The sequence below is a fragment of the Pelotomaculum isophthalicicum JI genome (assembly GCF_029478095.1).
Classification (GTDB): domain Bacteria; phylum Bacillota; class Desulfotomaculia; order Desulfotomaculales; family Pelotomaculaceae; genus Pelotomaculum_D; species Pelotomaculum_D isophthalicicum.
This window is the reverse complement of record NZ_JAKOAV010000054.1, coordinates 1-12,848: the sequence shown is the minus strand read 5'-3', so window position 1 is coordinate 12,848 and position 12,848 is coordinate 1. Positions and strand designations below refer to the sequence as shown.

Genomic DNA, 12,848 nt, shown 5'->3' with positions numbered 1-12,848 from the left:
AACTCGACAAGGTGTCCGGATGTTGCCGAAATGCTGTCCGGATAATTCCGTTATGCTGTCCGGATGTTGCCGTTACGCTGTCCGGATGCTACCGGAATGGGTGTCCGGATGCGGCCGAAATATGCATTACTTTGATGATTTCATTAATGCAATGTATAAGCACACTAAGGACTACGATAATGATTTAGAGGAAGAAATGCAAAGAAGATTTCAAAATACTATTTGCAATGCGAAAAAGGGGTTGGGTTCAATAAATTGCTGTTGAGTTTAAGTCTAGGGTGAGATTGACATAGGATTATGAAATGGATTGGCTGTCAATTTATTTAACCAATATAGAAAAACCACATCTGAGAATCTATAGTGATTCATGAATGTGGTTTTTTAATCTTATTGGTCTTTAATTCTATTAACACAGCTAACCTCTATATAATACCGGGCAGCTTCTTCGGGCGTATATTTCATACGGTTGTCAATCCACCACTTTACTGTTTCGGCAAAACTACCTACAAGATGATTCAATACAAAATCAGGAGGAGCATTCACTTCTATCTCTTTTAAATATTTGGAGAACATCTCTGTAAGGTATTCCTTAAAATACCTCATGAAGAGTTCACCGCTTTCGTAGGATAGAATCCCCACAATGTTCTTTTCGCTATCTTTCAAATGATGAAGGATATGTGTGAGCTTAGCTTCTAGATCGTTGCTACCAACTGAAAAGTCATGGGTCTTTTCTGACATGAGTTCGTCTGAAAATACATGGCTGAAGATATCGGTACACATTGCTTTGAGAAGCTCGTCTTTTGTTTCAAAATGAGCATAAAAAGTACTTCGACCAATGTTCGCACCATCAATGATTTCCTGAACTGTAATATTGCTATACCGCCTTGTTTCAAGAATTGTACTGAATGCCTTGAAAATAGCGTCTCTTGTTTTTTGTTGTCTTCTGTCCATCATAAATCCTCCTGAACAAACTAAATCAAAATGTTCGGTAACTGACAAAGTGACCATTTTGATTATTGTTTATCGCAATAAACAATCTTATAATGATAATGAACAATATGTTCGATAACAAATAGATTGTATCATTGCTTAACCAATAATGCAACAGGAGGTTTTTATATGGTAAAAAAGATTAATGATTTTTTAGCTGGAGTACCTATGACGATAGTAGGCGGCGTGTTTCTGGTTGCAAGCCTGATTCTTATGCTGATGAAAATAGAAGTTCCGGCTGACCCGGCTTGGATTTCGGTTATCATCTCCGGGATTCCGCTTTTATATCTTGCAATATGGAGAATCATCTATAACAAAGGCATGAGCAAGATATCTTCTGCACTTTTGATTTCGATAGCAATGATCGCGGCTATTGCCATCGGGGACATTTTCGCCGCTGGTGAAGTTGCATTTATCATGGCGATTGGTGCGGTTCTGGAGGATAAAACCGCAGAACGATCTAAAAAGGGCCTAAAAGAGCTCATCAGCCTTGCTCCGCAACAAGGACGCAGAATTATTAATCGGAAAGAAGAAATGATCAACGCAAAAGAAATCAAAGTGGGTTATATTTTGCGAGTTCTTCCTGGAGAAGCAATTCCTGTTGATGGAAAAATCATCAGTGGAAATACATCTGTCGATCAGGCCATCATGACTGGTGAGTCATTGCCTGTGGACAAGGAAGTCGGTGATAATGTTTTCTGTGGAACCATCAACCGTTTTGGAGCAATCGACATGGAAGCGACTAATGTTGGCGAGGATAGCTCTTTGCAAAAGCTGATTCGTATGGTTCAGGATGCAGAAAACAAACAAGCGCCTATTCAGCGTATTGCAGATAAATGGGCAACCTGGCTTGTGCCAGTAGCATTATTAATTGCCATTGTAACGTATTTTGTTACACAGGACATCGTCCGTGCTGTTACCGTATTGGTTGTCTTTTGCCCTTGTGCTTTGGTTTTGGCTACGCCCACTGCCATTATGGCCGCTATCGGTCAGGCCACCAAACATGGGGTTGTCATCAAATCCGGTGAGGCACTGGAAAATATGGGCAAGGTAGATACAATTGCTTTTGATAAGACTGGGACCCTTACATTTGGAAAACTTGAGGTTAGTGACATGATCTCTTTCTCGAAAGAACTGGATGAAAATGAGCTACTTACTTTGATTGCTTCGGCAGAATCTCGTAGCGAACACCCATTAGGAAAGGCAATTGTCGCACATGCCAAAGTAAAAAACCTCGTTTTGAAAGATGTTAAAGAGTTTTGTATGGAAGCTGGTAAAGGAATTTATGCCAACGTCTCTGGTCGTAATCTGTTCTGCGGCAGCGAGAAATATTTAATAGAAAATGGAATTGATATTCCAAAACAGGTTAGTGATACTCTAGATACTTTGCGTAATCAGGGTAAAGCTTCGATTCTGGCGGCTGCAGACGGGATTTGCGTGGGTGTGGTTGGTCTCTCCGATGTACTGCGCTCTACGGCAAAAGAGATGGTTGCTGAGCTTGGTAAAATGGATACACAGACTGTACTACTTACTGGTGACAACCGTAGAACAGCGGATTATTTTGCAAATCAAGTAGGCATTACCTCTGTTCGGGCAGAATTACTTCCAGAGGAGAAGGTGCAGAACATTGTACAATTGCAACAGGAAGGCAAAGCTGTTTGTATGATAGGAGACGGTGTGAATGACGCTCCTGCCCTTAAGACTGCATCAGTAGGTGTAGCAATGGGAGCCATGGGTAGCGATATTGCTGTGGACGCCGCTGATATTGCCCTTATGAGCGATGATATTTCAAAAATTCCGTATCTAAAACGGCTCTCCAATGCGACAGTGCGAACAATAAAATTCAGTATCTCCCTGTCACTATTTATAAATTTCGTGGCAATTTTAATGTCATTTATGGGATGGTTGACTCCTACAACAGGTGCATTGGTTCATAATGCGGGTTCGATATTTGTAGTACTGATTGCAGCGTTATTATATGATAGGAAGTTTGATTAAATAGAGAATTCAGACAGCATCCTTTCGATTTTCTCAAAATTGAAGGGATGCTCTTTCTGTTGACCATGCCGTCTAAAACTAGTTATAATCGTAAGTTTTCTTACTATTGAATTGATTTATAATTAGAACATAATATAATAATATTGTTGATATAGGTATTGATAAGGAGTGGTTAACATGCGGTTGATATGTTCCCACGAACAGTAAAACCGTTGAAATGTTTCCACATACCTTAGAAAACGCATAAAATCGGTTGACCTGTTTCCTTGAACGTATGGTACCAAATTTTGACTTAAGACATTAGTTTGAGTGTCTCGGGCCACGTTGAGTGCGTAGTAAAGCTGCAAAGGAAACACATGTAGGATGCAGGTGGGAGAATGGTTGTTGGTTTGGTCATCTTTCCTCTTTTAGGTGTATAGAACTTTTTTCATTGTTTTAAGCATGCATATCAAATGGAGGCGAAGTTCTTACCGTTAAAGACAAGTAGAAAAATGAACTTGAAAAGGTGAAGACAGGTAAATCCTTTTTCTTTATGAAAGTTGGCAGAACGTAATATTTTTCCTAATTCGTATTTGATAAAAAATTGTCCATACGAGAGTTGAACTGTTTCTTAACTGTATATTGAGGAGATCAATCGCGCAGTGAAGCAATAAGCACCGGGTGGAAGTACATAATCACGATAATTCAAAAGGAGTAAATTAGATAAGCTGGTAGAGATGTTTTGTTACTCAATGGGTTTAATATTGCTGTTGTATTTTACGAATAATATGGATACAATAATAACAGCAGCGAAAGGAGCTGTTATTATGCCCAAAATAAAACCCATCTCCGATTTAAGGAATTACAATGAAGTCCTGCGAGATGTTTCCATAGGCGAACCAGTATTTTTAACCAAAAATGGCAGAGGGAAATTTGCTATTTTGGATATTAACGAATATGAAAAATTAAAGGCTTCCCTGAAGCTGATGTCGCGGCTTGCCAAGGGAGAGCAGACCGGAAAAGAAAAGGGATGGATGACTATCGAGGAAGTGGAAGCAGAACTTGGGATCGAGGATGAATAAGCTAAAAATTTCGCCCGAAGCCAGAGATGATTTGGCAAAAATTAAAAGCTACATTTCTCAGGAACTTTGTAATCCGCAAGCGGCTGTAAATTTGGTCTCAAATATGCGTATACTGTTCGGCGATTTACCGGAAGATGAAGAAAAATAGAACACAGCTTTACTCTACACCGTCAGTTTGAGATCTGGCGATTTATTATACAATAAATAATTTTCGCAAAGAGAAAGTGTGATGTTTTATGGATAGTAGAATAGATGAAATAACACAGAATGCATTATTAGAAGCCTTGGAAAAGGCGAAAGATTATAGCCGGCAGTTACAAGAAAAAAGGGAACAGCGGCTGTGGAGAGAGATTAATATTCCATGCAATCTCTCTGATGCTTTAAGAAGATTATCAAAAAATGAGCTCAGTAAAATTCGTCAGACCCTCGGTTTTAAAAACTTGAGTTCACTGAAAAAAGGAGAGCTGATTTGTAAGCTTGTTAATTTGATACCTGCAAAATTTAAGAATATAATCTATACTTTTGACCGGGAAAGATATAGTTTGGCCAAAAGAATGTTAAAGAATAAAGGTTGTGTAACGGCTAATGGTATCCCTATATTTAAAGTTGAATCACTTGTAAGATATGGTATTGCTTTTCCGGGGGTTCACCATGATCAAAAGATTTTATGCATGCCCTTGGAACTTATGAATATTTTTAAAGAAATTGACGGAAATGAACTTGAATCAATTGTGCGGCGTAATACGGAATGGATAAAGCTAACGCAGGGATTACTTTATTATTATGGTGTCATGGGCGCTTTGAGTATAAATAAAATGATTAACCAGCTTACCGGACAGGAAGCAGACCTGGTGGGATATATTGGTGTGTTGTCTGCCGCAAGTGATTATTATGGACAAATAATGTTATCTGCCTATGGTTATCAAGACCATAGGGTTTTTGACGCGAAGAAAATTATTGATGAGCAAAAAATGAGACCAGGTGTTCACTATTATCCATTCACAAAGCAACAGTTGTTAAAAGCCGGCGAGCCTGATTTTATTGAAAGAACCCCGGCGATGAGCAAATTAATACGCTTTCTTCTGGAATACTATGATTTATCTGATGAAGAAATTAATGAGATGATGCTGCAATTAATCGATATGATCAATCTGGATATGATGCCGACAAGGATGATAGAATATCTGGGAAGCTGGCTGGAGTTCCCTTCATTTGATATGGTGCGGGAATTGACCGCCAAGCTGACGGAACTTTGCAATCATACTCGAATGTGGATACTCAAGGGTCATACTCCCAACGAGCTTTCCCAGGAAGAAAAGAAACACTTAAAACCAATGCCGGCGGAGCCATTTAAGTTAAATCAAACAGATTCAAATATTTATAATATAAGGACAGGCGCTAAAATAGGCCGCAATGATCCATGCCCCTGCGGCAGCGGCAAAAAATATAAAAAATGTTGCGGAAAGTAAAAGGGGAATAGGTGTTTTCCTAAATTTATAAGACAATGGCAATGAGATATTTAATTATAAAAAGTCAGGGTAACATGTTAAATGTTCCCTGGCTTTTTATATAATTAAATATCAACAGTGTCAATATTTAACATTGATTTGTCGTAATCTTGTCGCACGCTTAATTATCCATTTATAAATATGATTTATAAGTTTGTTGCATTAATACATGCAGCTATTGTAGATTGTTAATGTTTAAGTATTGAAATATACTAATAGGTTTCATGGTATTTTAAGATATATGGTTTAATATTATAAACGGTTAACCCGAGCAAAAATTACATCGTTCTTGTATGGTGAGGCCATTATAAAGCTGTAAAATAATTATAAGAATGCATTGAGGTTGATTAGATGCTAATATTTAAATTTACTTAATATTATTATTATAATATTATTGACATAAAAGATTTTATGTTGTATATATATTTACGAAACAATGACCATAACGTCCTAAGACAACGGCTTTTATCGATTTTATCTACGAAACGAACCGCGTGGGAGGATCCGATAATGGTGGAGCAAATCGACGACCTGCGGGAACGCTTTTTCAACTGGTGTGATAATGTGGTGCAAGACCACATTGAACGCGAAGGAACCATGCTCAAACGGTGGCGGCCACGCAAGAATCCTGACGGCAGTTATGAGTTGGTATGCAAACTGATTCGCGATGAAACAGACTACAAACTTACAGTACCCATACCGGAGGAGTATCCTGAACTTCTTGAGCGAGAGTACTTCATCACTCACCCGCCGGACGAAGATAAAGAGAGCTGGTAGTGAAAAATAAGGGGGTGCTTTACCGCAGGTAAAATTCTTTCCGTTAATGTCAGTGATGATAAAGGTATAGAAAAAACAAGCGTCGATGAAATCAATGTAATTGAAGGTTGGGGGTTGGAAGGAGATGCTCATGGAGGTGATTGGGACCGGCAGGTAAGTATATTTAAGATTCCATATCTTATACGATAACTCAATGGTTCGAATTATTTAATAAATTGGAGGCTGTATATGTCACTGTATCGATTCTCCGGTAGAACGCCAATAGTTGGTGCGGGAGGTTACGTGAGTGAGCTGGCTATGGTCATCGGTGACGTTAGAATTAGTGAAAATTGCTATATAGGCCACGGTACTGTCATCAGGGGTGATTACGGGACTATCGAAATTGGTCCTGGCACCGCTGTGGAGGAGGGTACGGTTATTCATGCACCCCCTGGCGGCACTTGCCGGATCGGCAAAAGTGTCACCTTAGGGCACGGAGCGATAATTCATGCAGATGAAATTGGAGACTATGCGTTAATCGGTATGGGTTCAATTTTGAGTCTCAATGCCATAGTGGGTTGCTGGGCCATTGTCGCCGAGGGATGTGTAGTAAAGAATAAACAGAGTATTCCCGAAAAAGTTGTTGTGGCTGGTAATCCGGCCCGTATAATTAGAAACACTGAACCCAGAGACGTCGAATTTTGGACAAGGGTTAAGCAACTTTATGTTGATTTAGCCCATCGGTATTTAAAAGAAGGTATGGAAAAAATAGATTAACCTTCGGGTATTATTATGTCACGACTCAATACGCCTTAGAGATTTCCTACGATATTAAAAATTAAGGGGTTGAAGTAATGAAAATAGCGATGCCTTATAACCATGGCAGGATTAACGAGCACTTCGGCATCAGCAAAGAATTTGTTATTTTTAACGTTGAAGATGGTAAAATAGGCGAAAAGCAAATAGTTTCAAGTAGTGATCTCCAGCATAATCATGGTGGATTGGCAGATTTGTTTACCATGGAAGGAGTAGAGGTAATAATTGCCGGTGGTATGGGACCCCCTATGGCAAATGCACTTAAGTCAGTGGGGTTAGAGGTTATTACAGGTGCTTCGGGAGATGCCGAAAAAGTAGCTTCTGATTTTTCAAGCGGACAACTGGTAACCAGTTCGATAGGGTGTAATCATGCTTGCGGTGGGCATGATCATGAACATCATAGGTGATAAATAAATACCGGGGATAAATAACAAATGGCTGAGACATCAGTGTTAAAGAAGGGAAGGTAATGAAGGATGATTGACCTGACCCTTCCGGGGAGAAACCTGGTTCTGGAGCTTCATCATCTTATGCTTGATGTAAATGGCACTCTGACAGTGGATGGCCAATTAATCCCCGGTGTAAAAGAGCGAATTAAAAATCTAAAAGATAAACTTGACATCCACCTGTTGACTGCCGATACCTTAGGCCGGGGAGCTGATGTTGCGACTGAATTAGGAACTAAATTCAGTCGGGTGGATGCCAACCGGGGAGGCCAAGATAAAAAAGAGTATTTGCTCAAACTGGGGAAGGATAATACGGCAGCCGTAGGCAATGGTTATAATGATGTCCACATGCTGGAGGAGGCCGTTCTGGGTATTGCCGTTATTGGAAAAGAAGGTTGCAGCGCGGAAGCCATAAGAAGAGCAGACATAGTGGTAAATAATATTAATGATGCGCTGGATTTGCTACTGAACCCTAAACGTCTAATAGCTACCTTACGCGCTTAAGATTGCTGAATAATTTAACTGTATGATACATTTGGAAAATTAAATATTTCAAAACGTATAGCTTATCTTGATGTTACACTGACCGAGAAGTAATGCCGACACATGGTGGTGTTACTTCTTGGTAGATTTTTAAATTGATACCCAAAAGTTACGCCACATTCATTTAAAAATGTACATTAAGTCTGTCTCGGAAAATTTTATAGGATCCGTTTTCATAGACGGCAGGTAAAGTTAACCCCTTTTTCACCACCTGAATAAAACCGGTTTCATCCTTCACCCAGTCCGGCACCCAGGTGGCGAATTTTCCCACCTGCTCAATCACATGTGCATCACTCCCCCCCAGGGCTGCCACATTCAATTCCAGGGAAAGATCAAAAATCTAAATTATTTTTATACAAGATCAAATAATTATAAATATGTTTTATTTGTTTTATTTAATATTATTATGATATATTTGAGAAGGTAAAGGAAGGTTCGAACCAAGCTGGTTTAAAACTACACCTTCGCGAGTTATCAGGCGAGTAACTTTTGGGGTGGCCAAAAAGTTGGCGCTAAAAAGTTAGCTTAGTCAAATTATATTTTTCTGCGTACATTTTTTTAATAATATTATTTGAGCCATCTTAACCATCTTTATTCCCCCCGTATGAAGAGTCCCAGCGACATCTATGATGCAGGGAGTTCTAGTTGAGGTGGAATTTTTTTACCCTTTGTCAGCCCAAGGCTTTGCCGGGCAGCCGTTTGTCACCTAACCGCCTGGTAATCCGTTCCTTGTCGAAGTATCCAAGCAAGGGCAGGGCATATTTGCGGCTAGTCTGCAAAAGATCGCGCAACTCACCTATTGTCATCTCACCTTTTTGATGCAAAAAGCCGGCGATTACCCGGCTGGCCGTATTGAGAGTTTCATCAAGAAAATAAAGATTTTCACCGACTTTTTTTAGTTCACCGGTTCTTAAAAGATACCGTAACAGTTCCGAACCAGCGCTCTTACTTAAGCCCGCCGCAGCGGTCAGTTCACTCCATGCCGGGGGCTGAAAACTTGCTTCGGCTAATTCCTTCCTAATCTTATCAATTATTAAATTCATTTCCGGACCTGGTTCTGAGACAAATGACCGGCTGGCGACCGCCTGAGCCGTGCAACGGACCAGTTGGTCATTTTCCATGGTTTCAATCAGAAATTGAAAAGCTTTATTATTCAAGACAGGGAATTTCCGGTAACGAAGTTCTTCTTTAGGATATCCTTCCCGCAGGGGATACTCGCGGTGGTAGGATTCCAGCATTTGCTGCAACTCACCAGCCATGCGCCGGTAGACTTCGGTCAGCATCAGGTAAGCTTTGCCGTCGCCAGGTACTATTTTAACCTTACCCTGCAGGGCAAGCTGTTGGGCCAATTCTTCGGTCTCAGAAACTTGTAGCCCTGTCCCTGCCGCCGCGTCCGCCAATTCAGGCAACACGGGATTTCCCCGCAAATATTGTTCCAAAATCTCAGCCGGCGTACCTCTCTCCCAGGTTTCCAGAGCCTTTAGGACTTCGCTGCGAAAGCGTTTGTGCCTGCGTTCCGGCGCCGGGTCAATGACAACTCCTCCACCGATTGTCCGCATTGGTGAATAAGAGCGGATCACAAACCTGTTCCCCTTGACTGCGACCGTCCTATCTTCCATCACAATCTGAGCAAAAGCCATCGCACCCGGCTCAAGCTCCTCGCGATCCAGTAACACAACCCGGCCCAGGGCTTGTCCGGAACCAAGATAAAAACGAACTCGTGCCCGGTTTTTCAGCGGCTTGGCGGCACTTTTCAGCAATGACAAATGCACGTCCAGATGGTATGAAGATTTAAGACTGTTTACACCAGCTACCACACTTCCACGGCTGATCTGCTCCACTTCCAGACCGGCCAGGTTTGCCGCTACCCGCTGCCCTGCCACTACAAATTCAACTTTTTCTCCATGCGACTGGAGAGACCGCACCCGTGTGATCAGTCCTTGGGGCTGTACTTCCACTGAATCACCAACCCGGATTTCACCCGCTACAAGCGTCCCGGTAACCACTGTACCAAAACCCGTGACGGAAAACACCCGGTCCACAGGCAGTCTTGGCGGACCGGCTGTGGTTTTAGCCGGAGTATCTTCCGCCACACGTTCCAGCAACTCAAGCAAGTTGTCTATGCCTTGACCGGCCACTGCTGATACTGTTACCAAAGGAGCATCCTCTAAAACAGTGCCCTTTAAAAAATCCCGCACTTCTTCCTTTACTAAATCAACCCATTCTTCATCCACCAGGTCGGCTTTGGTCAGGACAATAACACCTTTTTTCACTTGAAGCAACTGGATGATGTCCAGATGTTCACGGGTCTGGGGCATTACTCCTTCATCCGCGGCAACCACTAGAAGCACCAGGTCAAAGCCGCCGGCTCCGGCCAGCATATTTTTAATAAAGCGCTCATTCCCGGGCACATCAACAATGCCGTACTTGGGTCCACCCGGCAGCTTAAGGGCGGTAAAACCAAGCTCGATCGAAATACCCCGCTCTTTTTCTTCTTTTAACCGGTCAGTGTCAACACCAGTCATAGCTTTTACCAGGGCAGTTTTACCGTGGTTGACGTGACCGGCAGTCCCGATAATCAGGTGTTTCATTTTTAGATCACCTTCTATCGTCGCCGTCCACTATAAAAAACATTTGCCGACCTCAACTTCCGCCTTGTTTCATACGGTGTCTCTAAAGAGGCCGGCCAGATTCCCTGCTTTTTCTTTCAGTAGGCTTTACGCTGGCAGTAGGCATCAGCAAGTTTGGAGGTCCTTCAAATTCAACAAATCCTTAAACTGCGACAACACTTTTTACTTCAGGCAGTTCTTGTTTAAGAACTCGCTCTATTCCGTTTTTTAGGGTCATGGTAGCGCCTGGACAAGTTCCACAGACTCCCTTTAACCTAACTTGTACTACCCCTTCAGGGGTAACGTCAACAAGCTCAACATCTCCGCCATCTCTTTGGAGAAAAGGTCTGACTTTATTCAATGCTTCCTGTACCTTTTCTTTCATTGGATATAACCCCCTCCTGTGTAGTAGCTTAATAAAGCAAATATTAATATTTATTGTATAGTTAAATACTATCGATGGCAAAGAAAATAAATTTATGATTTATATACATATCATAAGTAATATTTATTTGTGATGCGTAACTACATATTAGCCATGTGGCTGATCATGGGTCATCCCCTGGTAGTGTTGCTTCAGCGGTACAAAGTCCAAATAAAGATAATTTATTTCATCTTAAATGACGATAAAATATTTCTATGTATCCAATAAAGGTTTCTTGTTTTTTTTATTGAATTATCATCATAGTTATATGATTGAGTAGCTATGAGAATATAGGGGACGTGATGAATTGCTCACGAAGAGTGAGGAGGTGAGATAAGCATGAGTGCAAAATTTAGGTTTGAACCAATGCTCTTAGGTTTTACGCGAGATTATTGAGCATATGGTGTTGCTGATTTGTCTGGAGTTTCCAGACAACAATATGCGACACACACAAAACTTGTACGCATTATGTGCGCCGGCGGAGTTAATTTGGCATATGTACTCAGAGCTTTCTTAAAAAATACTTATGGAATGTTTATTGGTGTTTGTCATCTTAGAAGCGCAATAATTACTACCTCAGGAGTGTGATAAGAATGAGCACAGGTTTTAAGTTTACACCAAAGATGTTAGGTATAATATGCAATTGGTGCTGTTACGGAGGCGCTGACCTTGCTGGAGTTTCCCGTTTTCAATACCCCCCTTATATAAAGCTTATTAGGGTGATGTGCTCCGGCAGAGTCGACATGGAACATGTGTTTCGAGCCTTCTCAAAGGGAGCAGACGGGGTGTTTGTCGGCGGTTGTCATCTTAACGACTGTCATTATATTACTAATGGAAATTACGATGCATATGGCATGGTTCAGTTATGTAAAAAATTAATGGAGCACATAGGAATAAATCCCAATAGATTAAGGATTGAATGGGTATCTGCCGGTGAAGGAATCCGTTTTGCCAATATTATGAATGAATTCAGCGTGGAGATAGAGAAGTTAGGACCTCTTGGCAAAAGTGAAGGAATTGACGAAAATGCATTAAAGTCCAAACTTGAAGCAGTTACAAATCTAGTCCCTTACATTAGGCTGGTGGAAAGGGAGAGACTGAGAGTACCTTTCAGATCAGAGGAAGAGTATCAAAAATTTTTCACCAGTGACGAGTTCAACAGGTTGTTTGAAGAAACAATTGCAGAAAAATTGTCAATAAGCCAAATTGTCTCACTCTTGCGGGAAGGCCCCCTTACAACCGGAGAGATCGCTAAGGTTCTAGGCCTGACCCCGTCTGAAGTGTCAAGACACCTTAATAGTTCGTCAAGGCAAAGATTCGTAAGGTACGATGAAGGCCTGAAGTGTTATGCTCTCGCGTAATGTTAGTAATAACACGAAACGAACCACGTGGGAGGATCCAATATGTTAGGGTACCTTAATGACCTGCAGGAAAGATTTTTTACCTGGTGTGATAATGCCGTGCAAGACCACATTGACCGAGAAGGGACCATTCTCAAGAAGTGGCGGCCGAGCAAAAATCCGGACGGCAGTTATGATCTGGTCTTTGAACTGGCTGCTCATGATGAATCCTGTTGCTTCTCACGTAATTTGACGGTGGGATTCTCACCGTCAATGGCGTGAGAGTTGTTTTGCCAATCAGCCAAGCAAGTGAGAAATGTAACGCCACTCACATGGACCGCATATGCCATTCATTGT

General features: G+C 41.4%; 15 protein-coding genes and 1 pseudogene. 12 read left to right on the top strand and 4 right to left on the bottom strand.

Going from position 1 to position 12,848, the window contains the following annotated elements:
- Window positions 1-265 (top strand): hypothetical protein (locus tag L7E55_RS16755; RefSeq protein ID WP_277445500.1); only part of this gene is annotated, 265 nt, incomplete at its 5' end.
- Between the two features lie 122 nt (window positions 266-387).
- Here the strand turns inward: L7E55_RS16755 and L7E55_RS16750 are convergent.
- Complete coding sequence (locus tag L7E55_RS16750; protein ID WP_338091248.1) at window positions 388-954, bottom strand: TetR/AcrR family transcriptional regulator; 567 nt, start codon at window positions 952-954, stop codon at window positions 388-390.
- A 165-nt stretch (window positions 955-1,119) separates the two neighbouring features.
- Here L7E55_RS16750 and L7E55_RS16745 point away from each other — a divergent pair, with 165 nt between their 5' ends.
- The 8 genes from L7E55_RS16745 (at window position 1,120) to L7E55_RS16710 (ending at window position 8,079) form a co-directional block, all read left to right on the top strand.
- Window positions 1,120-2,988, top strand: a complete 1,869-nt coding sequence (locus L7E55_RS16745; protein WP_277445499.1) for a heavy metal translocating P-type ATPase — start codon at window positions 1,120-1,122, stop codon at window positions 2,986-2,988.
- Between the two features lie 806 nt (window positions 2,989-3,794).
- Entirely contained in the window at window positions 3,795-4,049 is a 255-nt protein-coding gene (locus L7E55_RS16740) for a type II toxin-antitoxin system prevent-host-death family antitoxin (RefSeq protein ID WP_277445498.1), read from the top strand.
- Window positions 4,042-4,197, top strand: a complete 156-nt coding sequence (locus L7E55_RS16735; protein WP_277445497.1) for a type II toxin-antitoxin system RelE/ParE family toxin — start codon at window positions 4,042-4,044, stop codon at window positions 4,195-4,197. The genes L7E55_RS16740 and L7E55_RS16735 overlap by 8 nt, the downstream gene beginning before the upstream one ends.
- An 88-nt stretch (window positions 4,198-4,285) precedes the next feature.
- Window positions 4,286-5,518, top strand: coding sequence for a YecA family protein (locus L7E55_RS16730; protein WP_277445496.1), 1,233 nt, complete (start codon window positions 4,286-4,288; stop codon window positions 5,516-5,518).
- 549 nt (window positions 5,519-6,067) lie between these two features.
- Window positions 6,068-6,334, top strand: coding sequence for a hypothetical protein (locus tag L7E55_RS16725; RefSeq protein ID WP_277445495.1), 267 nt, complete (start codon window positions 6,068-6,070; stop codon window positions 6,332-6,334).
- A gap of 228 nt (window positions 6,335-6,562) precedes the next feature.
- Window positions 6,563-7,090, top strand: a complete 528-nt coding sequence (locus L7E55_RS16720) for a gamma carbonic anhydrase family protein (RefSeq protein ID WP_277445494.1) — start codon at window positions 6,563-6,565, stop codon at window positions 7,088-7,090.
- Window positions 7,091-7,167: 77 nt separating this feature from the next.
- The gene (locus L7E55_RS16715) at window positions 7,168-7,536 is read left to right on the top strand and encodes a NifB/NifX family molybdenum-iron cluster-binding protein (RefSeq protein WP_277445493.1); all 369 of its coding nucleotides are present in this window, start codon (window positions 7,168-7,170) and stop codon (window positions 7,534-7,536) included.
- A 69-nt stretch (window positions 7,537-7,605) separates the two neighbouring features.
- On the top strand, window positions 7,606-8,079 hold the full coding sequence (locus L7E55_RS16710; RefSeq protein WP_277445492.1) for an HAD family hydrolase: 474 nt from the start codon (window positions 7,606-7,608) through the stop codon (window positions 8,077-8,079).
- A 163-nt stretch (window positions 8,080-8,242) separates the two neighbouring features.
- On the opposite strand, the gene L7E55_RS16705 is transcribed toward L7E55_RS16710, so the two are convergent.
- The 3 genes from L7E55_RS16705 to L7E55_RS16695 all read right to left on the bottom strand — a co-directional run bounded on the left by L7E55_RS16705 (window position 8,243) and on the right by L7E55_RS16695 (window position 11,112).
- The gene (locus L7E55_RS16705) at window positions 8,243-8,431 is read right to left on the bottom strand and encodes a PHP-associated domain-containing protein (protein ID WP_277445490.1); all 189 of its coding nucleotides are present in this window, start codon (window positions 8,429-8,431) and stop codon (window positions 8,243-8,245) included.
- Between the two features lie 358 nt (window positions 8,432-8,789).
- Window positions 8,790-10,709: a selenocysteine-specific translation elongation factor gene (gene selB / locus L7E55_RS16700; protein WP_277445489.1), complete on the bottom strand. Its 1,920-nt coding sequence runs from the start codon at window positions 10,707-10,709 to the stop codon at window positions 8,790-8,792.
- Window positions 10,710-10,890: 181 nt separating this feature from the next.
- The gene (locus L7E55_RS16695) at window positions 10,891-11,112 is read right to left on the bottom strand and encodes a NifU family protein (protein ID WP_277445487.1); all 222 of its coding nucleotides are present in this window, start codon (window positions 11,110-11,112) and stop codon (window positions 10,891-10,893) included.
- Window positions 11,113-11,559: 447 nt separating this feature from the next.
- Between L7E55_RS16695 and L7E55_RS17830 the strand changes: the two are divergent.
- The 3 genes and pseudogenes from L7E55_RS17830 to L7E55_RS16685 form a co-directional block, all read left to right on the top strand.
- Window positions 11,560-11,739, top strand: a pseudogene (locus tag L7E55_RS17830) (hydrogenase iron-sulfur subunit); the annotation flags it as partial.
- 5 nt (window positions 11,740-11,744) lie between these two features.
- Window positions 11,745-12,512 (top strand): hydrogenase iron-sulfur subunit, encoded by a 768-nt coding sequence (locus L7E55_RS16690; protein WP_277445486.1) that lies wholly within the window; start codon window positions 11,745-11,747, stop codon window positions 12,510-12,512.
- A 42-nt stretch (window positions 12,513-12,554) separates the two neighbouring features.
- Window positions 12,555-12,773: a hypothetical protein gene (locus L7E55_RS16685; RefSeq protein ID WP_277445485.1), complete on the top strand. Its 219-nt coding sequence runs from the start codon at window positions 12,555-12,557 to the stop codon at window positions 12,771-12,773.
- Window positions 12,774-12,848: the final 75 nt, after the last annotated feature.